The sequence below is a fragment of the Rhodococcus sp. 008 genome, assembly GCF_001682295.1.
Classification (GTDB): domain Bacteria; phylum Actinomycetota; class Actinomycetes; order Mycobacteriales; family Mycobacteriaceae; genus Rhodococcus_F; species Rhodococcus_F qingshengii.
Window position 1 is genome coordinate 483,688 of record NZ_CP012749.1, and the last position, 25,613, is coordinate 509,300.

Sequence of the window (25,613 nt, forward strand, 5' to 3'; positions counted from 1 at the left end):
TTCCAGTCGGTTCGGTATCAACGGACCATCTGGCACTTGCCATCGGAGACTCGAGGGGACACCGACATGCTCAAGGGATTCAAGGACTTCCTGCTTCGCGGAAACGTGCTCGACCTGGCCGTCGCAGTGGTCATCGGCGCGGCCTTCACCGCCATCGTGACTGCCTTCACCAGCAATATCATCAACCCACTTGTCGCTTCGATTGGCGGAGCCAACGAATACGGGTGGGGCATTCAGCTGACGGGTGACTCCGCTGAGACGTTCCTGAACTTCGGTGCGGTCGTCACCGCGATCATCAACTTCATCATCATCGCAGCGGTCGTCTACTTCGTGCTGATCGTCCCTGCGAATGCGGCGAAGAAGAAGTTCGTCTCCGAGCCCGAGGACAAGGAAGCCAGCGAAACCGATCTGCTCATCCAGATCCGCGACATCCTCTCGGCCAATGCCGGTGGCGCCGACACGGGAGCGCACGCCAAGACTCTCGAATAGGCAGTGCCCACAGATCAAATCAGGCCCTCGGACAATTGTCCGGGGGCCTGATTTACTTCTCAACCCCCGTGGTGCGGGGGCCGCTGACTGCGCAGCCAGTCGTCGTCCGAGGACCGCGAGGATCCCTCGGGACCCCGCTCGTCCGACGTCGTCTCGGGAAAGACGTCCCCGAAGATGCGCGCCAGGCGCTTCTTGTCGACTGACGGCTTCTTCGGGGTATCGCGTTGCTCCGACAAGCTGTCTCAGCCCTCGAGGCTGGAGAGCTCGGCGATCACGTGACTCGCCAAAGCCGTCAGGGTTGCCATGCCGTCGCGAATTGCCGGCCTGGTCGACGCCAGATTGGCGACCACGGTGCTTCCCGAAACTCCGACGAGGCCGCGGGACAAGCCTGCTTCGAGCGATCCGGCCGAAAGACCGGAAGCACGAAGTGCTTCGGCAATTCCCGGGATCTCGCGATCGAGAACCTCAGCGGTCACGTCAGGAGTGACGTCACGCGGGGATACCCCGGTACCGCCGACCGAGATGACGAGGTCGACGCCACCGATGACTGCGGTGTTGAGAGCGTTGCGGATCTCCACTTCGTCGGCGGCGACGGCGACTGTCGCATCGACGAGAAAACCCGCTTCGTTCAGCAGTTCCGTGACCAGTGGACCGATGGAGTCGGTGTTGTCGCCGTGGGCTGTGCGATCGTCGACGATGACGACCAGAGCGCGGCCGGCCGATGTGGCTTCGAGTTCCATGACTCCTACCGTAGTGTCCGATCCCGACGCCGTTGCGATCTGGCCGAAGATCGGGTCGATCGTCTGCTGATCGCCGAACATCATCGACCGCCCTGCGCTGCCGCGGTTCCCAACGTGACGTCGACGGTCTTGGTCTGCCCGCCGTCGCTGTACGTGATCGAGACCTTGTCGCCGGGAGCATGTGAACGCACTGCCGCGATCAGCGAATCACCATCTGCGACAACACGATCGTCGACCTTGGTGATGACTGCACCCTTCGGGATACCGGCCTTGGCGGCCGGCCCGTCAGCAGTGACATCCATGACGGTTGCGCCGTCGGCGTTGTCCTGCGACGGCACGGTCACGCCGATCATGGCCTGAGTCGCCTTGCCGGTCTTGATCAGTTCGTCGGCGACGCGGCGTGCCTGATCGATCGGGATGGCGAAACCAAGTCCGATCGAACCGCCTTGGGTACCCGACGACGCTCCGAGCGAGGCGATCGCCGTGTTGATGCCGATCAGCTGGCCGTCCATGTTGACGAGGGCGCCACCGGAGTTGCCGGGGTTGATCGCTGCGTCGGTCTGCAGAGCGTCGATGACGGTGTTCTGGTTGCCGGACTCGCCGCTCGTGGAGACCGGGCGATCGAGTGCGGAGATGATGCCTTCGGTGACCGTGCCGGCCAGGCCGAGTGGGGACCCGACGGCAACCACCTGCTGTCCGACCTGGACGTCGCCGGAGTTGCCGAGATCGATGGGCGTGAGGTCGTTGCGACCGTCGACCTTGATGACGGCGATGTCGGAGACGGGGTCGGCACCGACCAGAGTGGCCGAGGCCTTGGTTCCGTCGGAGAACGCAACGCGAAGTTGCGCTCCCTGTGCGCCGGCAACGTGGTTGTTGGTCAGGATCAGACCGTCGGAGGACAGGATGACACCGGAGCCCTCACCGCCCTGTCCCTGCGCGGTGGCTACCTCGATCTGCACGACGCTGGGCACGACCTTCGAGGCAACGGCCTGAACCGAGCCGGCGGGAGCGTTGGACGTGTTGGTCGCAGTGGGCTTCGGAGCGTTCAGAGAGTTGGTGACCGTCGCGGTTCCACCGTTGCGGTCCGCGACGACGGCGCCGACCACGCCACCGACACCACCACTGACCAGGACCAGGGCGAGAGCGCCGGCAACCAGCGCCATGCGTCCCGACTTCGGCTTGGTGGTGGTCGAACCGGAGTTCGGCCCCTGCAGCGGTGCGGGGATCTGATTGTGGCCGCCGCCCGGGCCGTTCGGGCCGCCGGGGCCACCAGGGTTGGGTGCGCCGTACGGGGCGCTCTGCTGGTACGCGGCCTCATGGGCACCGTGCGGGTGGCCGAAAGCCTGCGTGGGCTGCTGCTGTGCCTGCCCGAAGGCTTCGGCGGGTCGGGCGAACGACTCGGTCGGCTGGTACGGCTGCTGAGGCGCCTGCCCCTGAGGCTGCTGCGGCGGCACGGGGGGCTGTGCCTGAGGTGCCGTCGGCTGTGCTTGAGGTGCTGTCGGCTGCGCCTGGGTGGTGGGTTCGCTGTTGGGCTGCTCGGGCCGGGTCGGCCCGACGTTACGGTCCTCGGTCATCGGCTCGCTTTCGTCTACGGTGACCACCGGACGGGCAGTCACAACTGTTCTGCCGACAATGCTGCCTTGCGCTGCTGAGAAGGCGCTGAGACGTGCCTGTCACTTTACCCAGAGTTCGACGTGAAAAACCGGTGTTGTCGGCTCGGCCCGAAAGACTTTCGGGCCGAACGCATTAAGCCGTGACGTCAGTCACCGAAGCGCGGGACCAACGGGTCTACAGAACACGCTACTCGGCACTCGGCCCCGGTTCACCGGGAAGCACGATACGAACAAGCGCTCCCCCACGATCGGATTCGTCGATCGCGATGGTGCCGCCGTGCTTGACGACGACCTGACGCACAATCGCAAGTCCCAGACCCGATCCCGGCATCGAACGTGCCGCAGTCGACCGGTAGAAACGATCGAACACCAACTCCCGATCCTCCTCCGGAATGCCAGGTCCCGCATCACTTACGGTCAATTCCAACAATCCTTGACCCACCGGTCGCATTTCGACGCGTACCTGTTCGCCCTTCGGACTCCACTTCGCAGCGTTGTCGAGGACGTTCAGCACGGCACGCGACAGGCCCGCTTGATCTCCGTAGACGTACCACGGAGTGGTGACCGCCTCGAACTCGATTTCGTTGCGCCTGCGCCGCGCTCGTTCGAGCGCACGCTCGACGACGTCGCTGACGTCGACGCGCTCGTACACGGTTTCGGGTGCGTCTTCACGGGCCAGGTCGACGAGGTCGCCGACCAGAGTCGACAGTTCCTCGATCTGCGCGACGACGTCGGCACGGAGTTCTGCCATGTCCTCGTCGGGAATCTGCGGCGCACCGGGGCGACTGGACGCGATCAGCAATTCCATGTTGGTGCGCAACGAAGTCAACGGCGTCCGCAACTCGTGTCCGGCGTCCGCGACGAGGCGCGACTGACGCTCACGGGACTCGGCGAGCGCCCGCAGCATCGTGTTGAAACTCTCTGTCAGGCGCGCCAATTCGTCGCTGCCGGTTACGGGGATCTGCGTCAGATCGTCGGTCCGAGCGACTCGTTCGGTGGCAGCAGTCAGCCTGGCAATGGGTCGTAAACCGGTGCGGCCCACGGTAGTACCCGCCACTGCCGCAAGTATGACGCCACACCCGCCGACCACGAAGAGCACCCAGGCCAGACGGTCCAGTACCGCAACGGTCGGCGCGAGCCGCTGACCGATCACCAAAGTGCTTCCGTCATGGGTTCGTTGAGCCAGCACTCGCTGACCGTCGACGGTTCGCAGCGAGGAATCCGATTCACCACGCGCTACGGCGTCTTCGGCTTCACCGATCGGCACGTCGGAACCGGGCGGCTGGTACGTGCTCAGGTCCGAAAAGATCAGGGCCACACTGATGTCGGTGGTGTACAGCGTCGCACCGGAGATGTAGCGAGGATCGAATCGCACGACATTGCTGTCGATCAGCACCGCTGCCCTGGTACGCAACTGGTGATCGACGTCCGCGTAGAGCGCACGCGAAACCACCGCGTAGGCAGCGATCGCCATGACTGCGACGGCAATGGCCACCACCGACGCGGCGAGCAGCGTCACACGCCAACGTAATGACACCGAACGGGTCAGTGGCATCGGCGGGCGCATTTCGACGGACGCTTGGGTGGTGGAGGATTTCTTCGGTTCGGCGTTCTTGCCGAACGGAGCGGTGATCACGGAGGCGTCTCCCGCAGGACGTATCCGACTCCGCGGACGGTGTGGATCAACCTCGGTTCGCCGTCGGCTTCCGTCTTGCGACGCAGGTAGCCGACATACACCTCGAGGGCATTGCCGGACGTCGGGAAGTCGTATCCCCACACTTCTTCGAGAATGCGTCCACGGGTCAGCACGCGGCGTGGGTTGGCCATGAGCATTTCGAGGAGGGAGAACTCGGTGCGCGTCAGGCTGATCGATCGTTCGCCGCGCTTGACCTCACGGGTGACCGGGTCGAGGGTGAGGTCCTCGAACGCCATCATTTCGGAATCGGCGTCCAGATCGGGCGCGGTGCGGCGAAGTAGTGCACGCAACCTGGCAAGCAACTCTTCCAAAGCGAAGGGCTTGGGCAGGTAGTCGTCCGCTCCGGCATCGAGACCGGCCACTCGCTCGCTGACCGAATCGCGGGCGGTGAGCACGAGGATGGGCAGGTCGTCGCCGGCACTGCGAAGACGACGGCACACTTCGAGTCCGTCGAGTCGCGGCATCATGACGTCGAGCACGACGGCGTCGGGCCGGTTGGCGAGGATCTTCTCGAGTGCGTCGAGCCCGTCGACCGCGAGCTCGACCGTGTAGCCGTTGAAGCTGAGCGACCGCCGAAGCGACTCGCGAACCGCCCGGTCGTCGTCGACCACCAAAATACGCATACCGACAGTTTGGACTGAAGTGCTGAGATGCGGCTGAGAGGGTCCGATTCCGGCCTCCGGCGTGTCGCGGTCAGTCCCGGGTTCGCCTCGGCCCGGGCAGGCTCCAATGACGCCATAACGCAAGCAGTCTGAACACCGCGGCGAACGCTGTGCCGCACACCAGCGCGGCGTTGGTGGACAGTCCGGCTTGCGAGACTGTGACCACCAACGCAGCGCCGAGCAGTGCGGGAACCGCGTACAGGTCCTTGTGCAGGAGCAGTGGCACCTCGTTGACGAGAACGTCGCGGATCACGCCGCCGCCGATCGCCGCGGTCGCACCGATCAAGGTCGCCGCCAGCGAACTGGCGTTGTTGTCCAGCGCGATGACGGCGCCGGTGCTCGCGAACAAGCCCATCCCCAGTGCGTCGAGCGCCAGGATTTCACGACGCAGTCGATTGAGCGGCTCGTGGAGGTAGAACACGGCGAGTGAGGTGGCGGCGGCCGTTCCGAAGTACGGCCAACTGCTCAGAGAGCTGGGCGGATGGACGCCGAGGAGAACGTCGCGGACGATACCGCCGCCGATGCCGGTGAACACACCCACCGAGCACACCCCGAAGATGTCGAGTCGCTTGGTGACGCCCACCAGGGCACCCGAGGCCGCGAACGCCACGATGCCCACCAGTTCGAGGATCCTCAGCAGCACCGGCCAAGGATCGCACGGTCACATGCGGCTCGGGTCGATCACCCCGAGTCGAACTGCTTTGACCAGTCGCCGAGGGACTCGGTGGGTCTGGCCGAAGGCTGTGACCTCGACCAGATCGGGCGCCGTCGCCTTCCACTGGGCACGACGGCTGCGCGTGTTGGAACGGGACATCTTCCGCTTGGGAACGGCCATCAGAGTGCCTTGCGCTTTCCGTAGCGCCGCTCGAACTTCTCGACGCGTCCGGCGGTGTCCATCACACGTTGCGCTCCGGTCCAGAACGGGTGAGAGTCGCTCGTGACGTCGACGACCAGCAGCGGGTACGTGCCACCATCTTCCCATTCGACGGTGCGCTCACTCGTCACGGTCGATCGGGTCAGGAAGCTCTTGCCGGTGCTGGCGTCCTGGAAGACCACCGGGTGGTAGTCGGGGTGCATCTGCTTCTTCATTCGTTTCCCTCTCGCGTTGATTCGGTTTCGGCATAAGGTGATTCGGATTCGTCACACGGGTCTTCATGAAACTCGCCGAACGGGTCTTCCCACGTTGCCCACGACGCTTCGTCCGCCAATTCGTCGTCGGTGACCAAGGCGTGCTGCAGTGTTCGGTCGATCTCGAGCGGGTTCGCACCGCAGGTCAGAACGACCATCGAGGTGTCGCGATCACCGAAACGCTCGTCCCATTTCAGGGCCGCGAGTGCACGGCGTTCAGCTGGAACGCGGTCTCGTTCCTCCGGCGTCATCGCGGCAAGCCAGGTGTCCGCGCTGGCAACTCGCAGGCCACCGCCCGCCGATTCGAGCCAGAGCGCTTCACCCGGTTGCGTCGCCACCCAGACTCGTCCGCGGGAGTACACGACGCCTTCGAGCAGGACGTCGATCGCCTCGTGCAGACGTCCGGGGTGGAACGGCCGGTTCGCGGTGAACTCGACGAGCATCACTCCGCCGTCGTCGTCGAGCGGCGGCTGGCGACGCAACAGCGGTGAGTGAGCGTCGGCCAGTTCACCGCGTCGCGCATCCGCAGGCACCTCGAGGAGCAGTGCCTCGATGTCGTCTCCCTCGTCGAAGACGGGTACCCGTGGAGCGATGCGCGCGAGAACCGCATTCAAGCGGGACCGCTGCCAGCCGTCGAGCGCATCGGACCCGCGTAGGACGAGCGCGTCGGCGAAGTCGACCTGCCCGACGACGACCTGAGCCAGGGTGCGGTCGTCGTCGAGAGCTTCGTCGCCGGTGGCGTCTGCCAGCCAGGTCGCCGCGTCGATGCACGTCACGACGGCGTCGACGCGGACGTCCCGCTGCGCCGGTCCGTCCAGTTGGCCGACGACGCCGGTTACGACGACGTGCTCGATCGCCCAGCACAGCGCCTCGGGCTCGAGTTGCCGGTCCAACAGCAACACGATCCGCTGCACCGAACTGTGCGAGTGAAGCCGGCGCAGGAGCGGCAGCAAGTCTTCGCGCAGGGTGCAGGAGACGCAGCCGTGCGCGAGCTCGAGGATCGTCTCGCGCTCGGACACAGTGCCGGCAGACCCGGCACTCCCGGTCATCGAGGTGACCGTCCGCCGGACCACCCCTTCACGGACGTGGCTCAGGTCGTGGTGGACCAGAACAGTTCCGGTTCGCAGCAACGCTCGTGCGGTGTGTGGGGTGGATTCGCTCATGCCGGCGACCAGGACCAGCGGAGTCCTGCCGTCCAAGATCGTGTTCACAGCGGGCCTTTCTGGGAATGATTGTCATTACCGAGGTTGAACGGTACATTGATCTCATCGCATTGTCGAAAATGATTGTCATCTGCAAGTTGAAAGGAACACCCATGTCGGCTCACTGCCAAGTGACCGGACGTGTGCCGGGGTTCGGAAAATCCGTCTCGCACTCTCACAAGCGTTCGAACCGTCGCTGGAACCCGAACATCCAGCGCAAGACCTACCTCCTGCCCAGCGAGGGGCGTCGCATCACACTCACGCTCTCGACCAAGGGCATCAAGACGATCGACCGCGACGGCATCGAATCCGTCGTCGCCCGGATCCGCGCGCGCGGCGAGAAGGTCTGAGCAGATGGCACGCAACGAGATCCGCCCGATCGTGAAACTCAAGTCCACCGCGGGCACCGGGTACACGTACGTGACCCGCAAGAACCGTCGTAACGACCCCGATCGACTCGTACTGAAGAAGTACGACCCGGTGCTGCGAAAGCACGTCGATTTCCGAGAAGAGAAGTAGGCATGGCCAAGAAGTCGAAGATCGCGAAGAACAACCAGCGACGGGTCGTCGTCGAGCGGTACGCGGAGCAGCGGTCCGCTCTCAAGGAGACGATCCGCTCCCCGAAAAGCTCGGCAGAGGAGCGCGCGAAGGCCCAAGCGACCCTGCAACGTCTACCACGCGACGCCAGTCCGGTACGATTGCGCAATCGAGACGCTGCGGATGGACGTCCGCGCGGCCACCTGCGGAAGTTCGGGCTCTCCCGGATTCGCGTGCGAGAAATGGCGCACCGTGGGGAACTGCCTGGCGTACACAAGTCGAGCTGGTAAGGAAGTCGGATGGCAGTCAAGCGTTCACCGTCGAAGAAGCCACGCCCCGTAGAGGGTCGTAAGCCCAAGAAGAACCCGTTGTTCGCAGCGAAGATCACGCATGTCGATTACAAGGACATCAACTTGCTTCGCACGTTCATCTCGGACCGCGGCAAGATCCGCAGCCGTCGCGTCACGGGCCTGACCCCGCAGCAGCAGCGTCAGGTCGCCGTTGCAGTGAAGAACGCACGCGAAATGGCGTTGCTCCCCTTCACCGCCGCCCGGTAGTCATACGTGCTCGGTAGTCACACGTAGAAGTACCGAAGAGGTCGCGCAGTCACTCGACTGCGCGGCCTTTTTGTTGCCCTGACTAAGATTTTCCCGAAGTCGTTCATTCCAGTCGAGAGGTGCCCGCAGCGTGTCGGGAGTTGTTGCGGGTTTCACCGTAATTTTTGTTGTCATCGGGGTTGGGTATCTCCTCGGCCGTCTCGGCACCCTCGGTAGCCAAGGACAGTTCGTTCTCGGTCGACTCGTCTTCTTCGTCGCGACGCCTGCCCTGCTGTTCACCACCCTCGCGTCGTCCGATCTTTCGGTGATCTTCTCGCCGACGCTCGCCGTTGCGTCGGCTACTGCCTTTGCCGTCGGCGCTCTGTACGTCGTCGTCGCAAAGATCTGGCTCAACCGGCCGCTACCCGAACTGACCATCGGCGCGCTGTCGGCTTCGTACGTGAATTCAGCCAACCTCGGAATCCCGATCGCGGTGTTCGTGCTCGGCGATGCCACGTTCGTCGCGCCGCTCCTGCTCTTCCAGATCGTCGTGTACTCCCCGATCGCCTTGACGATCCTCGATCTGACGGCCCTTCGCGGCGCGGATGCCGAGAAGCTCTCGTTGATCGACACCGTCACCGCCCCGTTCAAGAATCCGATCGTGCTCGCGGGCGCTGCGGGGTTGATCGTCGCGTTGATCGGTTGGGTACCGCCCCGGCCGCTGATGCAGCCTTTCGAATTGATCGGCGCGACGTCCGTACCCGGTGCGCTGTTGGCATTCGGGCTCTCGCTCTACGGCGTGCGGGTGCTGGAGAAAGGCTCGAGTCCACGCCGCGACGTCGCGCTGGCGTCGACGCTCAAGATCGTGGTCCAACCTGTGCTGGCCTATCTGATGGCGCATTTCCTCCTCGGCATCGACGGTCATCAGTTGTTCGCCATCGTGGTCGTCTCGACGTTGCCGACGGCGCAGAACGTCTTCATCTACGCAAGCCGCTATCGGCGCGGAATGGTCCTCGCCCGAGACAGTGCCTTTGTCACCACTTTGGCGTCAATTCCGGCAATTGCGCTGGTCACAGCGCTACTCGCTTGAGCAGGGTTACGGTGGATTCATGCGTGTACTAACCCTCGCCGTTCTGGCCTGCCTTGCTGTGGCCGGATGCTCCGTCGGGGCCCAGACCACGGGGCCGGTTGCCGCACCGAATCCGATGGCGGCCAACGAAGCAAGTCCCGCCGACTGGTCGCTCGGAACCCCCGTTCCCGACGAGGTCGACGACAGCGAGATGGGCACGGAGTTCGACAGCCGCACCGACATCGTGGGTGCGACGGCCACGATGTTCGAATCGTGGTCCGAGGTCGACGATCACACGGTGGCCGTCCACTTCGTGACCGGCACTCCGGAGTGCTACGGCGCGTACGCAACCGTCGAAGAGACAGATACGACGGTGATCGTCACGCTCCGAACCGGGGCACTGCCCGAGGCCGCGGACAAGATGTGCATTCTGGTTGCCGTGTTCGGCAGCTTGGATGTCCCGCTGAGCCGACCGCTCGGCGATCGTCACGTCGTCAACGGCTAGCCGCGCCTAAACGGCACAAGTTCGACGATCGAACACTCCGTTTCGTCAGGTGTGGTGTGCGTCTCCTCGGGACAGACTGAAAACCGACACCCGTTCACTCGCTCGTCGGCAGCTTTCGACTCGAGCGGTGCTCAACATGAAGGAGCTCGCAAGTGCCTACTCTCCAGAGAGACGTTGCAATCGTCGGCGCCGGCCCCTCTGGCCTGGCAGCTGCAACCGCGCTGCGCAAGGCCGGTTTGACCGTCGCTGTGATCGAAGCGCGCGACCGCGTCGGCGGCCGCACGTGGACCGACACCATCGACGGAGCAGTTCTGGAAATCGGCGGCCAGTGGGTCTCCCCCGACCAGACCGCCCTGCTCGCCTTGCTCGACGAACTCGGCCTGAAAACTTTCGAGCGCTACCGCGAGGGCGAGTCCGTCTACATCTCGTCGGCAGGCGAGCGGACGCAGTACACGGGCGATTCCTTCCCCACGAACGACACCACGAAGAAGGAGATGGACCGTCTCATCGACGAGATGGACGATCTCGCAGCACAGATCGGCGCCGAGGAACCGTGGGCACATCCCCTCGCCCGCGATCTCGACACAGTCTCCTTCAAGCAGTGGCTGATCAATCAGTCCGACGACGCCGAGGCACGTGACAACATCGGTCTTTTCATTGCCGGTGGCATGCTCACCAAGCCCGCCCACTCGTTCTCTGCCCTGCAGGCCGTACTCATGGCCGCTTCCGCAGGCTCGTTCTCCCACCTCGTCGACGAGGACTTCATCCTCGACAAGCGAGTGATCGGCGGAATGCAGCAGGTATCGATCCGCATGGCAGAGGCCCTCGGCGACGACCTCTTCCTCAACGCACCCGTGCGAACGGTGAAGTGGAACGAATCCGGTGCAACGGTGTTGGCGGACGGCGATGTTCGCGTCGAGGCAAGCCGAGTGATCCTGGCCGTACCGCCCAACCTCTACTCCCGAATCTCGTACGATCCCCCGCTGCCGCGTCGTCAGCACCAGATGCACCAGCACCAGTCCCTCGGCCTCGTCATCAAGGTTCACGCGGTGTACGAGACGCCTTTCTGGCGCGAAGACGGCCTCTCCGGCACCGGCTTCGGCGCGTCCGAGGTAGTGCAGGAGGTGTACGACAACACCAACCACGAGGACGATCGCGGCACCCTGGTCGCGTTCGTCTCCGACGAGAAGGCCGACGCGATGTTCGAGCTTTCCGTCGAGGAGCGTAAGGCCACGATTCTGGCCTCACTTGCCCGCTATCTCGGCCCGAAGGCCGAAGAGCCGGTTGTGTACTACGAATCCGACTGGGGCTCGGAGGAATGGACCCGCGGTGCGTACGCAGCGAGCTTCGACCTCGGAGGCCTGCACCGCTACGGCGCGGATTCCCGCACGCCCGTCGGCCCGATTCACTTCTCGTGCTCCGACATTGCGGCCGAGGGGTACCAGCACGTCGACGGTGCCGTTCGGATGGGTCAGCGAACCGCAGCCGACATCATCGCTCGCAGCAAGGCCTGACGGCCGCTTTGCCAAGTCTCGATCATTGCCCGGCAGTCACGATTGCCGGGCAATGATCGAGAGCAGTAGTTCGGCCCGAACCCTGGCCACTTCCAGCCGACAGTCGATCAGGCTCTCCACCTTCGCCATTCGGCTCCGCAGTGTGTGCCGGTGAACGCCCATCGTGATGGCGGCCGCTTCCCAGTGTCCGTTGGCCTCGAGAAATGCCCGCAACGACGCCAGCAGTTCGGTGCCGTTGTCACGGTCGTAGTCCTCGATCGGTGTGATCATCGTTTCCGCCAACGTGTTGAGCACTTCACGCGTCGAATCGAAAGACAGCAGCACACTTCCGGTCAGCGCCGCGAATTCCAAAGGCTCGCCACCGATTTCCGCCGCAGACGCACACAGCTGGGACTGCTCGACGGCGACCGCCAGCGCAGCGACCACCCGTCGCGCGCTCAAGCCGACTCGAAGCGCGCGAAGATCCGACCTCGATACCCCGCCCAGTAGCTCTCGGGCGAACTGGACGTCGTCGGTTCCACGCAGCAGCACTGTGACGCGAGTGTCGTTGATTCGCGAGAACAACTGCCGCCCTGCCTTGTTCATGAACTCGGCAATCTCGGCTCCGACGCGTCCCGCTACGTCGGACGTGTCGGCAAGAACTGTCAATCCTCGGATCATTCCCTCGCCGTCGGCGGCCTGCCTGATCTGTTGCCACGCCGGCGCCGGGTCGCGATCCTCGGTGAGCAGCAGCCCGAGGGCGTGCGAATTCAACTGATCCTGAGTAGCACGCAGGCGCGCGGGTTTCTCGAAGTCCAATGCCAACAACGAGTTCGCGTGACCGAGCAGTATCTGATCGACGTAGCTGAGCGCCGAAGCACTGATCACCGCCAGGTATCCGTACGGCGTTCGCCCGACGCTGATCTGCTGCACCGCGATCGACGCTCCAGACCTTGCGAGCGCCACGCTACTGGAGGCACCGCCCCCGAGAGTTGCTCGCAGTTCGTCGATCACGTCGTCCGTCGGCAGTTGAGGTGAGCTCTCGAGAACTCGTCCGGCGACGTCGAGAAGAAGCACCGTCGCCGAGGTTGCGATCGCCAGTTCACGCACGGTTGCGGCAGTTCCGCCGGAAATGACGGCACGCGTCATCCGCGGTTGCGCCCGCGACGCCCGGAGGACCGCTTCGTATTCCTGCTCTGCCAACCGGCTCATCACACGCTTGACGACGGCAGCAAACGGCGTCGGCAGCGGCACCTCGATCAGCGGGAGTCCGATCTCGTCGGCGACGGCCACCAGATCGGCCGGGACCTCGGGGTACGAGAGCCCGGTTCCGAATCCCACCGCCGCCACACCTGCCGCGTCGAGCATTCGGAGATAGCGGCCGCGCTTTTGCTGAGTGGACGGCAATCGGATGCCGGTGGTGAGGATGAATTCGCCGCCGGTCAACCACCGGAAAGGGTCGAGCAACTCCGTGGCGTGCGCAAATGTGATTTCGCGACCGACGCCCTGGGCGCCGCCTTTGAGTTCCAGCGCGAGGTCCGGCTGCGCCAACATCCACCGCACAGCGATCGTCATGGGCTGGACTGTACAACTCGGCGCGTCGGCGATCAAAGATTTCACCTTTTTGGCAGCTGCCTTTACTTGTGAGTCAGCGCACACTTGCTCACACACGCCCCACAAAGTGCGAGTTCCGTGCTGATCACCTCGGCCGGAACTCGTTCGACCTCGAGAGGAACCGGTACCGATGTCGATCGTCGTACTCGAGAACTACATCAACGGTGAATTCGTCGCCTCAGCCGCGACGGAAACACTCGACCTGATCAACCCCGTGGACGAGAGTGTGGTCGGGCGTACGCCGGTCTCCACGAAGGAAGACGTCGACGCCGCCGTCGAAGCCGCACAGAGAGCATTCGAGACCTGGGGCAAGACGACGCCGAGCGTGCGGCAGGCTGCACTCCTCAAGCTCGCCGACGCCATCGAAGCGCACAGCGACGAAATCGTCGCAGCCGAAAGCGCCAACACCGGCCAGGCCCACCAGATGATCGCCGACGAAGAGGTCAAGGTCGGAGCCGATCAGATGCGGTTCTTCGCCGGAGCCGCACGACTTCTCGAGGGCAAGGCGGCCGGAGAGTACATGGAGGGTTTCACCTCCTACGTCCGTCGTGAGCCGATCGGCGTCGTCGGTCAGGTCACGCCCTGGAACTACCCGTTCATGATGGCGCTGTGGAAGATCGGGCCCGCCCTCGCGGCCGGCAACACGATCGTCCTCAAGCCCAGCGACACCACACCGGGCAGCACGCTGGTCCTGGCGAAGCTCTCGAAGGGCATCCTGCCGGACGGCGTGTTCAACGTCGTGCTCGGCAACGGCGGAACCGGAGCGACGTTGGTGGAGAACCCGGCCCTCGGTCTCGTCTCGATCACCGGTTCGGTGCGGGCGGGCATCGCTGTCGCCGTGTCCGCAGCACAGCAACTCAAGCGCGCGCACCTCGAACTGGGCGGCAAAGCGCCGGCGATCGTCTTCGGCGACGTCGACATCGAGAAGACCGCCACCGGCATCGCCGAGGCAGCGTTCTTCAACGGCGGCCAGGATTGCACCGCGGCCACTCGCGTGATCGTTCACGAGTCCATCCACGATCAGCTCGTCGAAGCCCTCGTCCGGAACGCCGAGAAGCTGCGCCCCGGAGCGCCTTCCGATCCTGATGCCTTCTACGGCCCGCTCAACAACATCAATCACTTCAACGCCGTGAGCGACAAGATCGCGAACCTGCCGGCGTCGGCCAAGATCGTTACCGGCGGAAAGCGTTCGGGCGAAACCGGATTCTTCTTCGAGCCGACCGTCATCACCGGCGTCGCGCAATCGGACGACATCGTGCAGGAAGAGACTTTCGGTCCTATCCTCACAGTCCAGAGCTTCTCCGACGAGAAGGAGGCGATCACGCTTGCCAACGACGTTCGGTTCGGCCTGGCCTCGAGCATCTGGACCAAGGATCACGGTGTCACGCAACGCGTCTCCGCTGCTCTCGACTTCGGTGCGGTGTGGATCAACTGCCACATCCCGCTCGTCGCCGAAATGCCGCACGGCGGCTTCAAGTATTCCGGTTACGGCAAGGATCTCTCGGCCTACGGAGTCGAGGACTACACCCGTCTCAAGCACGTCATGAGTTCGCACGACTGAGTCGCCGCCCCTCCTGCTGTGCGCCTTTATCAACCCCCCGCGGTTAATAAAGGCGCACAGCAGATTCCTCCAATCCGGAAAAGAGCCACCATGCGCCTTATCGTCGGATACCTCGCCACACCCAGCGGTAAAGACGGGCTGGTCCTCGGGGCCCAGCTCGCGCGCAGTCTCGGCGCGCAACTCGACATCTGCATGGTCCTCCCACCGGATCGGACACTGCCGGCCAAGGTTCCCTCGGAAGCCGGCTACGACGACATCCTCGCCGCGCGTGCACACGACTGGCTCGCCGAGGCGAAAGCGTCGGTGCCCGAGGACATCCAGGTGGAAGTACACCTGAGCTTCCACGAGTCGTTCGCTCAGGGCCTGCTCGACGAAGTGGACCGACTGAATGCGCTCGCGATCGTGGTGGGAGCTTCCGGCGACGGTTTGCTCGGCCGTCACGCGATAGGTTCGGTCTCGACCGAACTGCTTCACTCCGCCCATGTCCCGGTAGCACTGGCGCCTCGCGGAACGCGGCACTCGGCGGCCACTGCGATACGAGAGGTCACCTGTGCACTCGGCACCCGTGTCGGCGCCGACATCGTCTTGAACACCGCCGTGCGCGCCAGCGAACTGATGCAGGTTCCGTTGCGACTGGTCTCACTGGTAGCGCTCGACCCCCAGAACGATCTGCGAGATCATCGCGACACCGCCGAGTCGGCCAGGGAGCGTGCACGAAATCACGCTCAGGACACACTCGACGTCGCAAGAGCCGCGCTCCCCGCGGAGTTCCCCATCGAGGTCATCATTGCCGACGGATCTACCGTGGAATCGGCAGTGCGTCAACTGGACTGGCAGGACGGCGACCTCGTGATGGTCGGTTCAAGTCGACTCGCACAGCCCCGCAAACTGTTCCTGGGCTCAACCGCCGCCAAGATGCTGCGCGTACTGCCCGTACCCATGGTCGTAGTGCCCAAGCACGAATTCACCCAGCCGGAGGCACTGTCATGACCAGCACCGAACTGAGTTCCAAAGGCCTCGCCACCGGCAAGATCGGCATGATCTCCGGCGCGGTGCTCGGAATCTCCTCCGTGGCACCGGGTTACACCCTGACGGCCAGCATCGGATTGATCGTCGCTGCGGTCGGTCTCAAGATGCCCGCCATCTTCATCGCCGGCTTCATCCCGATGTTCCTCACCGCGTACGCGTACCGCGAACTGAACTCCGACACTCCTGACTGCGGAGCGTCATTCACGTGGTCCACCAAGGCATTCGGACCGTACGTCGGCTGGATGTGCGGCTGGGGCATGGTGATCGCCACCATCATCGTGCTCTCGAACCTCGCTGCGATTGCCGTCGACTTCTTCTATCTGTTCATCGCGCGGGTGGCCGACAATCCCTCCATCGCCGATCTGCCGGGCAATAAATTCGTCAACGTCGGCACCACACTGGTGTTCATCGCGTTGGCCACCTGGATTGCCAGTCGGGGAATCACTACCAGCGAGCGCGTACAGTTCGCGCTCGTCGGCTTCCAGATGGTGCTGCTGGTCGTCTTCGCCGTCGTTGCACTGGTTCACGTCGGCGCCGGCGACGCCCCGGCCGGATTGTCCTTCGACCTGAGTTGGTTCAACCCGTTCAGCGGACTCGCCATCGGTGCGTTTGTCATCGGACTCACCGGATCGATCTTCGCGTTCTGGGGCTGGGATACCTGTCTCACGCTGGGCGAGGAGTCGAAGAACCCCAAGAAGACCCCGGGCCGCGCCGGTTTGCTCTGTGTCGCAACCATTCTCCTGACCTACCTGCTGGTCGCCGTTGCCGCGATGATGTACGCCGGCGTCGGCGAGGAAGGCCTCGGTCTCGGCAATCCCGACAACTCCGAGAACGTCTTCGGCGCTCTGGCCGACCCGGTCCTGGGCAACTGGGGCGGAATGCTTCTGTTCCTCGCGGTCTTCGTCTCTTCAGTCGCCAGCCTGCAGACCACGTTCCTGCCCGCGGCACGAACCATGCTCGCCATGGGTGCATACGGAGCTTTCCCCAAGAAGCTCGCCGAGGTGTCGCCTCGGTTCCTGGTGCCGTCGTACGCGACCGTCGTGGCCGGCGCGGTAACCGCAGTGTTCTACAGCGTCGTCACGTTCCTGTCCGAAAGTGCTCTGCTCGATACGATCGCCGCACTCGGCATCATGATCTGCTGGTATTACGGCATCACCGCATTCGCGTGCGTGTGGTACTTCCGCAAGACGCTTTTAGAGAGCGTACGAAACTTCGTCTTTCGGCTCGCGTTCCCACTCATCGGTGGCCTCATGCTGCTTGCGGTGTTCGTCATTTCGGTCCAGGAGAGTATGAATCCGGACAATGCCAGCGGAGCATCCATCGGCGGAATCGGCCTGGTCTTCTTCCTCGGGTTCGGAATCCTCATCCTCGGCGCGGTCCTGATGATGGTCATGCGAGTGCGCAATCCCGAGTTCTTCGAGGGCAAGACCCTCAATCTCGACACGGAGGCTCTGCGCGACGAGAACGACCTCAGCGTGTCCTAGGAGTCACTAGCTTCGGGGGCCTGCGCGATCAGGCCCGCCATCAACACGCGCAAGCCGAATTCGAAGGCGGCGTCGGCACGTTCGGGATTTTTCCCGGACGTTGCCAACGCCGCCTTCATCGCGTCGTTGGCTTCGGGTCCCGACGCCCACTGGACGTCCGGCGCCGCCAGGTCCAGGGCCGAACCGAGAACAAAACTGTCGACGGTCGTGATCGCGTGCAGTGTTTCGGTCGGGTCGAAGCCACCATCGGCAAATGCCTGCGCCAATGCGTTGTAGAGGGTGAACGCCACACCGGCCTGCACCGTCTGGGCCGTGAAGAGCGGAATCAGACGAGGATGCGCGGCGTAGCTTCGCCGGTACTCGGCTGCCAGCGCCGCGACGGTCTCACTCCAGGTCCCCGAGGCCGACTCGACGTCGATTCCTGCCATCAACTGCGCCCTCATCAGTTCGACGATCTCGGCTCGTCCGGAAACGTGGTTGTAGAGCGAGGACGGTCGAACCTTCAGTCTTGCGGCGAGTCCCGGCATGGTGAAGTCGCCGGATTCGTCCACCGACTCGATCGCTGCCTCGGTGATGATCGCCGGTGAGAGCAGTCGTTGCGATGGCCGCGGCATATGTCCTCCTGTAGTGATCCACACCGTTCGGGGCGCTGCAAAAAACAATTCCTCGAAAGTCCTTGATCAATCAGCGCTCACCCACCATACTTAACGAATCACATTCGTTTTACGTTGAACGTCGAATACCCGAGCACCGAGGAAACCCCATGCTGACGATCACCGCCCTCACCCCACCCGAGTCACCGGCCGCGACTTCGCCGTCCACGTCCACCCCTCTGCGTGTAGGTCTCGTCCAACATCGCTGGCACGAGGACCAAGACGACCTCCACGCTGAATTGAGCGAAGGCATTGCGTCCGCAGCGAAGCTGGGCGCTTCCGTGGTCTTTCTTCCGGAGCTGACGCTCAGCCGCTACCCCGCCTCCACCCAGGCCGGCGACAATCCCGGACGCGCGGCGGAAGACCTGCTCACCGGACCCACTTTCGCCTTCGCCACCAAAGCCGCTGCGGAGAACCAGGTTCTCGTTCACGCGTCGTTGTACGAGCGCAGCGACGCCGAGGACGGCCTGGGCTTCAACACCGCGATCCTGGTCTCGCCCGGGGGTGAACTTCTCGGTCGTACCCGCAAGCTCCACATTCCGGTGACGGCCGGGTACTACGAGGACACGTACTTTCGCGGCGGTCCGTCCGAGGACGCATACCCCGTTCACGAGGCACTCGGCGCCAAGTTCGGACTCCCGACATGCTGGGACGAGTGGTTCCCCGAGGTCGCACGTGCATACTCCCTCGCCGGTGCCCAGGTCCTGGTGTACCCGACGGCGATCGGCTCGGAACCCGATCACCCGAATTTCGACACCCAACCGCTGTGGCAGCAAGTGATCGTCGGAAACGGTATCGCCAACGGCACTTTCATGGTTGTCCCCAATCGCCACGGCAGTGAAGGTCTCATCACCTTCTACGGTTCGTCGTTCATCTCGGACCCGTACGGACGCATCCTCGTTCAGGCTCCGCGCGACGAATCAGCCGTCTTGGTCGCAGATCTCGACCTGCAGCACCGTGAAGACTGGCTTGCGCTGTTCCCGTTCCTGGCCACTCGCCGACCCGACACCTACTCGGCCCTGACCGCACCGGTGAACACTGCAGGAGCCAACCGATGACCTGGCGCATGCCCGCGGAAAGTGAGCCGCACGAACGTACCTGGATGGCGTACCCGAGCGCCGGATACTCTCTCGGGGACACCGCGGGAGAACAGCACGAAGCGCGCTCGACGTGGGCGGCCGTCGCCCACGCCGTCGCCGAATTCGAGCCGGTCACCGTCGTCGTCGATCCCGCCGAAGTCGAAGAAGCACGAAAGTACCTGTCCGAGAAGGTCGACATCGTCGAGGCACCTCTCGACGACGCGTGGATGCGCGACATCGGGCCGACGTTCGTCCTGTCCGACGAAGGCCGTCTCGGCGGAGTCAACTGGGTGTTCAACGGCTGGGGTGCACAGGATTGGGCGCAGTGGGACAAGGACTCGAAGATCGGCGCATTTGTCGTCGAACAATCCGGTGCCCAGTTGATCGACTCACCAATCGTCAACGAGGGCGGCGGTATTCAAGTCGACGGTCTCGGCACCGTCTTGGTCACCGAAACCGTCCAACTCGATCCGGGACGAAACCCCGACCTGACGAAGGCCGACATCGAGGCCGAACTCGCCCGCACCATCGGCGCCAAGCACGTGATCTGGCTTCCCCGCGGGTTGACCCGCGATCAGGAGACCTACGGAACGCGCGGACACGTCGACATCGTCGCTGCCATCTCTTCCCCCGGAGTGGTACTCGTCCATGACCAACGCAATCCGGTGCACCCCGACTACGCCGTCAGCAAGACGATCATCGAGTTGTTCGAAAGCTCGACGGACGTCGGCGGCCGGCCGTGGAAGGTCATTCGGGTACCCGCTCCCGAAATCCTGCGCGACGACGAGGGATTCGTCGACTACAGCTACATCAACCATCTCGTGGTCAATCGCGGAGTGATTGCCTGCAGCTTCGACGATCCGGCCGACGCCGAAGCGGCCCGGATCCTTGCGGCCGCCTACCCCGGGCGCACCGTCGTCACCGTCGACGCCAGACCGCTGTTCGAACGTGGCGGCGGCATCCACTGCATCACCCAGCACCAGCCCGCTGAACAAGACTGACGGCGGCAGAATTAGCGGCGACCTCGCATGTAGTCACTCACGACCGCGGCGCCGAGGCCGTCCAGGTCCGGCGCGATGACGCGTCCACCCACACGGTGCGCCATCCGGTCGACCACCCTGGCCAGACCTGGATCCTCACCGAGGCGGAAGAACGTGACCTTGGCGCCAAGCCTGGCCACCGCGTCGAGTGCTCGAACCGTCAAACCGAGGGTTCGTGCACTCGGCGGGTAGTCGAACCTGGCTTCTCCGTCCGCTTCGAGATGAGCCGTCGGCTCACCGTCGGTGACGATCAGTACCACCGGCTGTGCGTTGGAGTGGCGTCGAAGATGCCTGGCCGCCAACAACAGTGCGTGGTGCAGGTTGGTTCCCTGGTCCCACGCGCCGTCCAAACCAGCGAGCTCCGACGGGCTCAGCACGTGCGCGTGGCGTCCGAAGGCGATCAACTGGAGTTCGTCGCTGCGAAATCGCGTACTCACCAGATGATTGAGTGCCAGAGCGGTGCGCTTCATCGGCACCCAGCGATCTTCCATCACCATCGAGAACGACGTGTCCACCAGGAGAGCAACCGCAGCCTGACTGCGCTGTTCGGTTTCGGCCACCTCGACATCGACGACGCTCAGCCGCACCGGCATTCGGCCCGGGTCACGCAGGACGGCGTTGGTGATGGTTCTCGTGACGTCCCACGGTTCCGTGTCCCCGAATTCCCATTCGCGGGACGCTCCGGTCGGTTCGCCCATCGCACCTGCCCGACGCGTATCGCGTTGACCGGTTCGCGACGACAGTTGCCCGGCGACGTCACGCAGAGCGGTCTGTCCGAGCTGTCGCATGGCTTTGGGCGACAAGCGCCATTGACCGTCCGGTGCGCGATCGAAGAAACCCTGTTCCTGTAAAGCCTTTTCGAGATCGGCCAGGGTGCGAGCATCAGCGGCGGCTTCGTCGCCGAGTTGCCGCGCGAGTAGCTCGGGGTCGATGTCGTCGAGCGCTGCGCCCGCGTATTGCTGCGACAGTTGATCTGCCAGCGATTCCAGCTCGGCGATGTCCTGCAGGGCACCGGTCCCCTCACCCAACCCCATTCCGTTGTCGCCGCGGAACTGTTGCGAACCTTCCCAGTCCTCACCCGGCCGAGCCGCCTGAAGGAACTGGTCGAGTTGACTCAGCTCACTCATCAGGCTCGGATCGCCGAACGCCTGCTGCGCCAACGCATCCAACTCGTCACGCTGCTCCTGCGAGAGCGAGTTACGCAATCGTTGTGCGGCCGCCGCGCGCTGCGCCAACGAATCCAGAAGTTCGTCGACGTTGCGCGGGTTGTCCGGGAAATACTGCCCGTGCTTGTCCATGAACTCCGCAAACTGCTCCGGAGTGTCGACACCCCGAGAGTGCGCATCGAGCAGTTGATTCAGATCAGCCAGCATCTGGCGTATCTGCTCACGATCCTCGTCGGTAGCGCCCTCGAGGGCCTGCTTCATTCCCGAGAAGCGTTGATCGAGGACCTCACGTCCGAGCAGATCACGAATCTTCTCGTAATCCGCGCGAGCCTGTTCGCTGCGCCAGTTGTAGTCGGCCAGATCTTGCACGGCCTGAGCTGTCGACGGCGGTAACTCCTCGATCCGCATTTCGTTGAATCGTGCGTCGTCGTCGAGAGCACGTGCCAATTCTTTGCGCTCTTCGAGCACCGCCTTGTCGAGAAGCTTGCGAACCTCGTCGAGAGTTCCGTCGAGATTGTTGCGGCGCAGCAACTCGCGTCGACGCCGGTTCGCCTGGGCGGCAAGGTCGTCGAGCCCGCGCATGTCCCGGTTGCCTCGGCGCAGGAGCTCTCGGAGGGCATGGCGCGGCGACGTGCCCGACAACACGTCGTCGCCGATTGCTGCCAGGGCCTCGCGCAGATCCACGGGAGGCGCGAGCGGATCGGGACCACCGTCGTAAGGCCCGTACCGCGGATTGTGGATCATCACTGCCCCTTACGAATACACCGAGCGGCCGCCCGGGCCTTGATCTTTGGAGATCCGGCGCGCGAGGTAAAGCCCTTCGAGGGCAAGTTCGGCACCGGCGGCACGCTCGCCGTCGGATTGCGCACCGAGACGTTCGGCTACTTCGTCCAGGACCTCGAGGTCCGGAAGCTCGTCGAGAAATGCCTTGGCCGTGACAGATTCACCGGTGACGATCGTGTTGCCCATCTCCACCGCAGCAACCAGCATCCCCAGGTCGATCCCGCCGAGACGTGCCCGAACCGTATCGGCCGTCGCGCGACGCAGCAGGTGCTCGAGCACCTCCAGTTCTCGTCCCTCTTCACCGGATTCGAACTCGACCTTGCCGCGAAGAACCTCGACCACGGACTCGAGATCGACGGGCCGTGCAACAGGATCGGCCTCGCCGAGCACCGCCGCGCGTCGTACCGCCGCTGCACTGACCGTTTCGGCGCCGGCGACGGCAAAGCGTGCCGACACACCCGATCGCTGGTCCACCGAGGTGGATTCGCGGAGCAGGCGAGTGAATCTGGCAAGAATTTCGAGAAGGTAGTCGGGCACCTCCGCGGCCAGATGCGCCTCCTGCTCGATCACCGCGATCTCGCCCGCCAGCTCGACGGGGTAGTGAGTGCGGATCTCGGCGCCGAAGCGGTCCTTGAGTGGTGTGATGATGCGCCCGCGGTTGGTGTAGTCCTCGGGGTTGGCGCTCGCGACCAGAAGAACGTCCAACGGAAGGCGAAGCGCGTACCCGCGGACCTGGATGTCCCGCTCTTCCATCACGTTGAGCAAAGAGACCTGGATGCGTTCGGCGAGGTCGGGGAGCTCGTTGATGGCCACGATTCCGCGATGCGCGCGAGGCACGAGGCCGAAGTGAATGGTCTCCGGATCGCCGAGGCTCCGGCCTTCGGCAACCTTGACCGGATCGACGTCGCCGATCAGGTCGGCGACCGAGGTATCCGGCGTCGCCAACTTCTCGGAGTACCGCTCGCTGCGGTGGCGCCAGGCGATCGGGAGGTCGTCGCCCAGTTCCTTGGCTCGACGTATCGAAGCCGGGGTGATCGGCTCGTACGGGTGCTCCCCCAGTTCCGAGCCTTCGATGACGGGCGTCCACTCGTCGAGCAGGAGCCCGAGAGTGCGAAGCAGCCTCGTCTTTCCCTGACCTCGTTCGCCGAGCAGAACCACGTCGTGGCCGGCGATCAGCGCCCGCTCGAGTTGCGGGGCGACCGTGTCCTCGAACCCGACTATCCCGGGCCAGGGGTCACGGCCGTCCCGCAACGCGGCGAGAAGATTCTCTCGTAGTTCTTCCTTGACACTTCGCTGTACGTGTCCGGAGGCGCGTAGCTCTCCGAGGGTTTTTGCGACAGTCACCACTCCACGCTACGAGTGTTTGCGGGGTTTCGCCTCTCGCCGAGGAAGTTCGGTCGCTCAGCCTTCGATGTTCTCGGGATTCATCCAGATGATTTCCCAGATGTGGCCGTCGGGATCCTGGAAGCTGCGGCTGTACATGAAGCCGTGATCCTGCGTCGCGTTTCCTTCGGAACCGCCGGTCTCGAGCGCCTTGTCGACGAGGGCGTCGACGGCCTCACGGGTCTCGGCCGAGAGACCGAGCAGCGCTTCCGTCGACGTCGAGGTGTCGGCGATGCCCTTGGTGGTGAAGGTCTTGAAGAAGGGCTCGGCCAACAGCATCACGACGATGGTGTCACTGATAACCATCGACGACGCATTCTCGTCGGAGAACTGCGTGTTCTTGGAGTATCCGAGGCCCTCGTAGAAGGTGGTGGCCTTGCCGAGGTCCTTGACGGGCAGGTTGAGGAAGAACATCGGCTGCGGGTTTGTCGCCATGAAAGGTCCTTTCCGAGACTTTGCTGTGCGCCTTTATTAACCGCCGGCGGTTAATAAAGGCGCACAGTAGACCTAAACTCCACCCATGGATACCTGGGTGTTGCCGGCCATGCTCGGCCTCGGACTCGCCGCAGCGTCCGGAATGCGAACCTTCCTGCCGCTGCTGATGCTCAGCGCTGCCGTCCACTTCGAACTGTTCGGGATCACCGTCGGCGAGTCGATGCGGTGGATCGGATCGACCGGCGCGCTGGTCGCATTGGCAATCGCCGCGGTGGTCGAACTGGGTGCCGACCTCATTCCGTTCGTGGACAACGCACTCTCGGTGATCGGGAACGTCACCGGACCGATCGCCGGAGTGATCGCGGCCTGGGCGGCCTTCAGCCATCTCGACCCTGCGATGGCCGCGTTGGCGGGCATCATCGTCGGAGCGCCGACGGCGTTGACGTTCAGCGCCGCGCAGACCGGCACTCGCGCGGTCAGTACGGCCACTACCGGTGGGCTGGCAAATCCCGTCGTTTCCGTCATCGAGGATGTGCTGACTTTCTTCACCTCCTTGATCGCGATGATCTTGCCGCTCCTGATCATTCCCCTGCTCGCCGCGCTCTTGTGGTTCAGCTGGCGTGGCTGGCGTCGTGTCCGGAGTCTGCGCACCGCCTGACCGCACCGACCTGGTAGACAAGTCGTCATGTCCGACACCGAGATCTCGTTCCAATCCGGCGACGTCACCCTGTACGGGAGTCTTCGCCTGGCCGCCTCACCCGACGCCCCTGCCCCGGCCGCGCTGATTCTGGCCGGCAGCGGCCCCACCGATCGCAACGGCGACAGCGCCCTCCTCGAAGGCGACATCGGAACTCTGCGGTTCATCGCGGATCTTCTTGAAAAACAAGGGATTTCAAGCCTGCGTTACGACAAGCTCGGCAGTGGCGAAACCGCCCTCGGTGACTACGACATCGAGGACATCGCCGATCTCGGCTTCAACACTTTTGTCGACGCCGCCTCCGACGGACTGGACTACCTCGCCGGGCAACCCGGTGTCGATCCCGAGCGCTTGTTCGTGGTCGGACACAGCGACGGCGCCGTAGTCGCACTGGCCCTCGCCACCGCGAAGGAGGGCGCCAGAGTCAGTGCCCTCGCACTGCTCGAGCCACTGAGCGTCAGACTTCTCGATCTACTCACGACGCAGATTCACCGCCAGCTCGATGCGGTCGTCGGCGCCGGTCAGTTACCGGTCGAACTGGCTGACGAACTGCGCGTCGCGCTCGCCGATGCCGTCGAGTCGCTGCGATCCGAGGGCACTGTTCCGGATGACCTGCCCGAGCCGCTGCAGAATGCGGGACTCGTACACGCCAATGCCAAGGCACTCGCCGAGGAAGACGCATTGGACCCGGTTGCGCTCGTGGCGGCGCTACCGGCGGGCATGCCCGTTCTCACGAGCTGCTCGGACAAGGACATCCAAGTCATTCCCGCCGATGTCGCGGCACTCGACGCCGCGCTCTCACATACAGCGCTGACTTCCGTGCGGATGCGCAACGCCAACTTCGTACTCAAGGACATCGGCGACGAACAGTCCACCGGTGCCGACTACGTCGCGCCGCTTCCGTACTCGGCAGAGTTCTCGGAGCCCTTCACAGCGTGGGTCCGTTCGTTCTCCTGATCACGTACAGACCGAACGTCCTCTTTTTCAGGTAGAAAGTTCCCTCCGCGAACCATCGCGGA

At 64.0% G+C, this 25,613-nt stretch carries 29 protein-coding genes; 15 read left to right on the forward strand and 14 right to left on the reverse strand.

Going from position 1 to position 25,613, the window contains the following annotated elements:
* Positions 1 to 66: 66 nt before the first annotated feature.
* The gene (mscL, locus tag AOT96_RS02185; protein WP_030536328.1) at positions 67 to 489 is read left to right on the forward strand and encodes a large conductance mechanosensitive channel protein MscL; all 423 of its coding nucleotides are present in this window, start codon (positions 67 to 69) and stop codon (positions 487 to 489) included.
* A gap of 59 nt (positions 490 to 548) precedes the next feature.
* Here mscL and AOT96_RS35640 read toward each other — a convergent pair whose 3' ends face one another.
* The 9 genes from AOT96_RS35640 to mrf form a co-directional block, all read right to left on the reverse strand.
* On the reverse strand, positions 549 to 725 hold the full coding sequence (locus AOT96_RS35640) for a hypothetical protein (protein ID WP_165639126.1): 177 nt from the start codon (positions 723 to 725) through the stop codon (positions 549 to 551).
* Between the two features lie 6 nt (positions 726 to 731).
* Positions 732 to 1,229 carry a MogA/MoaB family molybdenum cofactor biosynthesis protein gene (locus AOT96_RS02190; RefSeq protein WP_176720912.1) on the reverse strand — a complete coding sequence of 166 codons (498 nt, stop codon included), beginning with the start codon at positions 1,227 to 1,229 and terminating at the stop codon, positions 732 to 734.
* A gap of 80 nt (positions 1,230 to 1,309) precedes the next feature.
* Positions 1,310 to 2,803 (reverse strand): S1C family serine protease, encoded by a 1,494-nt coding sequence (locus AOT96_RS02195; protein ID WP_228401224.1) that lies wholly within the window; start codon positions 2,801 to 2,803, stop codon positions 1,310 to 1,312.
* Positions 2,804 to 3,029: 226 nt separating this feature from the next.
* Positions 3,030 to 4,409, reverse strand: coding sequence for a HAMP domain-containing sensor histidine kinase (locus AOT96_RS02200; RefSeq protein WP_020908630.1), 1,380 nt, complete (start codon positions 4,407 to 4,409; stop codon positions 3,030 to 3,032).
* 65 nt (positions 4,410 to 4,474) lie between these two features.
* Positions 4,475 to 5,161 (reverse strand): response regulator transcription factor, encoded by a 687-nt coding sequence (locus AOT96_RS02205; RefSeq protein WP_003946387.1) that lies wholly within the window; start codon positions 5,159 to 5,161, stop codon positions 4,475 to 4,477.
* A 70-nt stretch (positions 5,162 to 5,231) separates the two neighbouring features.
* Positions 5,232 to 5,843, reverse strand: coding sequence for a trimeric intracellular cation channel family protein (locus tag AOT96_RS02210; RefSeq protein ID WP_003946409.1), 612 nt, complete (start codon positions 5,841 to 5,843; stop codon positions 5,232 to 5,234).
* Between the two features lie 18 nt (positions 5,844 to 5,861).
* Positions 5,862 to 6,035, reverse strand: a complete 174-nt coding sequence (rpmF, locus tag AOT96_RS02215) for a 50S ribosomal protein L32 (protein ID WP_065351245.1) — start codon at positions 6,033 to 6,035, stop codon at positions 5,862 to 5,864.
* The gene (locus AOT96_RS02220; protein ID WP_003946367.1) at positions 6,035 to 6,289 is read right to left on the reverse strand and encodes a type B 50S ribosomal protein L31; all 255 of its coding nucleotides are present in this window, start codon (positions 6,287 to 6,289) and stop codon (positions 6,035 to 6,037) included. Before AOT96_RS02220 ends, rpmF begins: the two co-directional genes overlap by 1 nt.
* Entirely contained in the window at positions 6,286 to 7,539 is a 1,254-nt protein-coding gene (gene mrf, locus AOT96_RS02225; RefSeq protein WP_003946410.1) for a ribosome hibernation factor-recruiting GTPase MRF, read from the reverse strand. The genes AOT96_RS02220 and mrf overlap by 4 nt, the downstream gene beginning before the upstream one ends.
* Before the next feature lie 104 nt (positions 7,540 to 7,643).
* Between mrf and rpmB the strand changes: the two genes are divergently transcribed.
* From rpmB to AOT96_RS02260, 7 genes are all read left to right on the forward strand, one after another.
* Positions 7,644 to 7,880: a 50S ribosomal protein L28 gene (rpmB, locus tag AOT96_RS02230; protein ID WP_003946346.1), complete on the forward strand. Its 237-nt coding sequence runs from the start codon at positions 7,644 to 7,646 to the stop codon at positions 7,878 to 7,880.
* 4 nt (positions 7,881 to 7,884) lie between these two features.
* Positions 7,885 to 8,049, forward strand: a complete 165-nt coding sequence (rpmG, locus tag AOT96_RS02235; protein WP_003946358.1) for a 50S ribosomal protein L33 — start codon at positions 7,885 to 7,887, stop codon at positions 8,047 to 8,049.
* 2 nt (positions 8,050 to 8,051) lie between these two features.
* Complete coding sequence (gene rpsN, locus AOT96_RS02240) at positions 8,052 to 8,357, forward strand: 30S ribosomal protein S14 (protein ID WP_003946379.1); 306 nt, start codon at positions 8,052 to 8,054, stop codon at positions 8,355 to 8,357.
* 9 nt (positions 8,358 to 8,366) lie between these two features.
* The gene (gene rpsR, locus AOT96_RS02245) at positions 8,367 to 8,624 is read left to right on the forward strand and encodes a 30S ribosomal protein S18 (RefSeq protein ID WP_003946414.1); all 258 of its coding nucleotides are present in this window, start codon (positions 8,367 to 8,369) and stop codon (positions 8,622 to 8,624) included.
* A 130-nt stretch (positions 8,625 to 8,754) separates the two neighbouring features.
* Positions 8,755 to 9,693: an AEC family transporter gene (locus AOT96_RS02250; RefSeq protein WP_065351246.1), complete on the forward strand. Its 939-nt coding sequence runs from the start codon at positions 8,755 to 8,757 to the stop codon at positions 9,691 to 9,693.
* A 19-nt stretch (positions 9,694 to 9,712) separates the two neighbouring features.
* On the forward strand, positions 9,713 to 10,177 hold the full coding sequence (locus AOT96_RS02255; RefSeq protein WP_037132827.1) for a hypothetical protein: 465 nt from the start codon (positions 9,713 to 9,715) through the stop codon (positions 10,175 to 10,177).
* Positions 10,178 to 10,329: 152 nt separating this feature from the next.
* On the forward strand, positions 10,330 to 11,691 hold the full coding sequence (locus AOT96_RS02260) for a flavin monoamine oxidase family protein (protein WP_065351247.1): 1,362 nt from the start codon (positions 10,330 to 10,332) through the stop codon (positions 11,689 to 11,691).
* Between the two features lie 36 nt (positions 11,692 to 11,727).
* Here AOT96_RS02260 and AOT96_RS02265 read toward each other — a convergent pair whose 3' ends face one another.
* Complete coding sequence (locus tag AOT96_RS02265; protein WP_065351248.1) at positions 11,728 to 13,245, reverse strand: PucR family transcriptional regulator; 1,518 nt, start codon at positions 13,243 to 13,245, stop codon at positions 11,728 to 11,730.
* 169 nt (positions 13,246 to 13,414) lie between these two features.
* On the opposite strand from AOT96_RS02265, the gene AOT96_RS02270 reads away from it, so the two are divergent.
* The 3 genes from AOT96_RS02270 to AOT96_RS02280 all read left to right on the forward strand — a co-directional run bounded on the left by AOT96_RS02270 (position 13,415) and on the right by AOT96_RS02280 (position 17,358).
* Entirely contained in the window at positions 13,415 to 14,845 is a 1,431-nt protein-coding gene (locus AOT96_RS02270) for a gamma-aminobutyraldehyde dehydrogenase (RefSeq protein ID WP_003946421.1), read from the forward strand.
* A 90-nt stretch (positions 14,846 to 14,935) separates the two neighbouring features.
* Positions 14,936 to 15,835, forward strand: a complete 900-nt coding sequence (locus AOT96_RS02275; RefSeq protein WP_007727555.1) for a universal stress protein — start codon at positions 14,936 to 14,938, stop codon at positions 15,833 to 15,835.
* Positions 15,832 to 17,358: an APC family permease gene (locus AOT96_RS02280; RefSeq protein WP_047272564.1), complete on the forward strand. Its 1,527-nt coding sequence runs from the start codon at positions 15,832 to 15,834 to the stop codon at positions 17,356 to 17,358. The genes AOT96_RS02275 and AOT96_RS02280 overlap by 4 nt, the downstream gene beginning before the upstream one ends.
* Here AOT96_RS02280 and AOT96_RS02285 read toward each other — a convergent pair.
* The gene (locus AOT96_RS02285) at positions 17,355 to 17,972 is read right to left on the reverse strand and encodes a TetR/AcrR family transcriptional regulator C-terminal domain-containing protein (RefSeq protein WP_047272565.1); all 618 of its coding nucleotides are present in this window, start codon (positions 17,970 to 17,972) and stop codon (positions 17,355 to 17,357) included. The two genes, AOT96_RS02280 and AOT96_RS02285, sit on opposite strands and share 4 nt — an antisense overlap.
* Positions 17,973 to 18,121: 149 nt before the next feature.
* On the opposite strand from AOT96_RS02285, the gene AOT96_RS02290 reads away from it, so the two are divergent.
* On the forward strand, positions 18,122 to 19,069 hold the full coding sequence (locus AOT96_RS02290; RefSeq protein WP_065351249.1) for a nitrilase-related carbon-nitrogen hydrolase: 948 nt from the start codon (positions 18,122 to 18,124) through the stop codon (positions 19,067 to 19,069).
* Positions 19,066 to 20,091, forward strand: coding sequence for an agmatine deiminase family protein (locus AOT96_RS02295; RefSeq protein WP_065351250.1), 1,026 nt, complete (start codon positions 19,066 to 19,068; stop codon positions 20,089 to 20,091). Before AOT96_RS02290 ends, AOT96_RS02295 begins: the two co-directional genes overlap by 4 nt.
* 11 nt (positions 20,092 to 20,102) lie before the next feature.
* Here the strand turns inward: AOT96_RS02295 and AOT96_RS02300 are convergent, their stop codons facing one another.
* From AOT96_RS02300 to AOT96_RS02310, 3 genes are read right to left on the reverse strand one after another with little or no spacing between them, the layout of a single operon-like run.
* Positions 20,103 to 22,040, reverse strand: a complete 1,938-nt coding sequence (locus AOT96_RS02300; RefSeq protein ID WP_041815135.1) for a VWA domain-containing protein — start codon at positions 22,038 to 22,040, stop codon at positions 20,103 to 20,105.
* A 9-nt stretch (positions 22,041 to 22,049) separates the two neighbouring features.
* Positions 22,050 to 23,426, reverse strand: a complete 1,377-nt coding sequence (locus AOT96_RS02305) for a sigma 54-interacting transcriptional regulator (protein WP_156778927.1) — start codon at positions 23,424 to 23,426, stop codon at positions 22,050 to 22,052.
* Between the two features lie 54 nt (positions 23,427 to 23,480).
* A complete protein-coding gene (locus AOT96_RS02310) occupies positions 23,481 to 23,897 on the reverse strand; it encodes a VOC family protein (RefSeq protein WP_003946398.1) in 417 nt (138 codons plus the stop codon).
* A gap of 85 nt (positions 23,898 to 23,982) precedes the next feature.
* Between AOT96_RS02310 and AOT96_RS02315 the strand changes: the two genes are divergently transcribed.
* Together AOT96_RS02315 and AOT96_RS02320 are read left to right on the forward strand one after the other, a co-directional pair.
* Positions 23,983 to 24,555 (forward strand): DUF4126 domain-containing protein, encoded by a 573-nt coding sequence (locus tag AOT96_RS02315; protein ID WP_007727593.1) that lies wholly within the window; start codon positions 23,983 to 23,985, stop codon positions 24,553 to 24,555.
* A gap of 27 nt (positions 24,556 to 24,582) precedes the next feature.
* The gene (locus AOT96_RS02320; protein WP_003946348.1) at positions 24,583 to 25,551 is read left to right on the forward strand and encodes an alpha/beta hydrolase family protein; all 969 of its coding nucleotides are present in this window, start codon (positions 24,583 to 24,585) and stop codon (positions 25,549 to 25,551) included.
* Positions 25,552 to 25,613: the final 62 nt, after the last annotated feature.

What these genes read in the sequence shown, in the direction of transcription:
- mscL (WP_030536328.1), top strand. Translation starts at nt 67, where the DNA reads ATGCTCAAGGGATTCAAGGACTTCCTGCTTCGCGGAAACGTGCTCGAC.
- AOT96_RS02190 (WP_176720912.1), bottom strand. Translation starts at nt 1,229, where the DNA reads ATGGAACTCGAAGCCACATCGGCCGGCCGCGCTCTGGTCGTCATCGTC.
- AOT96_RS02195 (WP_228401224.1), bottom strand. Translation starts at nt 2,803, where the DNA reads ATGACCGAGGACCGTAACGTCGGGCCGACCCGGCCCGAGCAGCCCAAC.
- AOT96_RS02200 (WP_020908630.1), bottom strand. Translation starts at nt 4,409, where the DNA reads ATGCGCCCGCCGATGCCACTGACCCGTTCGGTGTCATTACGTTGGCGT.
- AOT96_RS02205 (WP_003946387.1), bottom strand. Translation starts at nt 5,161, where the DNA reads ATGCGTATTTTGGTGGTCGACGACGACCGGGCGGTTCGCGAGTCGCTT.
- rpmF (WP_065351245.1), bottom strand. Translation starts at nt 6,035, where the DNA reads ATGGCCGTTCCCAAGCGGAAGATGTCCCGTTCCAACACGCGCAGCCGT.
- AOT96_RS02220 (WP_003946367.1), bottom strand. Translation starts at nt 6,289, where the DNA reads ATGAAGAAGCAGATGCACCCCGACTACCACCCGGTGGTCTTCCAGGAC.
- rpmB (WP_003946346.1), top strand. Translation starts at nt 7,644, where the DNA reads ATGTCGGCTCACTGCCAAGTGACCGGACGTGTGCCGGGGTTCGGAAAA.
- rpmG (WP_003946358.1), top strand. Translation starts at nt 7,885, where the DNA reads ATGGCACGCAACGAGATCCGCCCGATCGTGAAACTCAAGTCCACCGCG.
- rpsN (WP_003946379.1), top strand. Translation starts at nt 8,052, where the DNA reads ATGGCCAAGAAGTCGAAGATCGCGAAGAACAACCAGCGACGGGTCGTC.
- rpsR (WP_003946414.1), top strand. Translation starts at nt 8,367, where the DNA reads ATGGCAGTCAAGCGTTCACCGTCGAAGAAGCCACGCCCCGTAGAGGGT.
- AOT96_RS02255 (WP_037132827.1), top strand. Translation starts at nt 9,713, where the DNA reads ATGCGTGTACTAACCCTCGCCGTTCTGGCCTGCCTTGCTGTGGCCGGA.
- AOT96_RS02265 (WP_065351248.1), bottom strand. Translation starts at nt 13,245, where the DNA reads ATGACGATCGCTGTGCGGTGGATGTTGGCGCAGCCGGACCTCGCGCTG.
- AOT96_RS02270 (WP_003946421.1), top strand. Translation starts at nt 13,415, where the DNA reads ATGTCGATCGTCGTACTCGAGAACTACATCAACGGTGAATTCGTCGCC.
- AOT96_RS02275 (WP_007727555.1), top strand. Translation starts at nt 14,936, where the DNA reads ATGCGCCTTATCGTCGGATACCTCGCCACACCCAGCGGTAAAGACGGG.
- AOT96_RS02280 (WP_047272564.1), top strand. Translation starts at nt 15,832, where the DNA reads ATGACCAGCACCGAACTGAGTTCCAAAGGCCTCGCCACCGGCAAGATC.
- AOT96_RS02285 (WP_047272565.1), bottom strand. Translation starts at nt 17,972, where the DNA reads ATGCCGCGGCCATCGCAACGACTGCTCTCACCGGCGATCATCACCGAG.
- AOT96_RS02290 (WP_065351249.1), top strand. Translation starts at nt 18,122, where the DNA reads ATGCTGACGATCACCGCCCTCACCCCACCCGAGTCACCGGCCGCGACT.
- AOT96_RS02295 (WP_065351250.1), top strand. Translation starts at nt 19,066, where the DNA reads ATGACCTGGCGCATGCCCGCGGAAAGTGAGCCGCACGAACGTACCTGG.
- AOT96_RS02300 (WP_041815135.1), bottom strand. Translation starts at nt 22,040, where the DNA reads ATGATCCACAATCCGCGGTACGGGCCTTACGACGGTGGTCCCGATCCG.
- AOT96_RS02310 (WP_003946398.1), bottom strand. Translation starts at nt 23,897, where the DNA reads ATGGCGACAAACCCGCAGCCGATGTTCTTCCTCAACCTGCCCGTCAAG.
- AOT96_RS02315 (WP_007727593.1), top strand. Translation starts at nt 23,983, where the DNA reads ATGGATACCTGGGTGTTGCCGGCCATGCTCGGCCTCGGACTCGCCGCA.
- AOT96_RS02320 (WP_003946348.1), top strand. Translation starts at nt 24,583, where the DNA reads ATGTCCGACACCGAGATCTCGTTCCAATCCGGCGACGTCACCCTGTAC.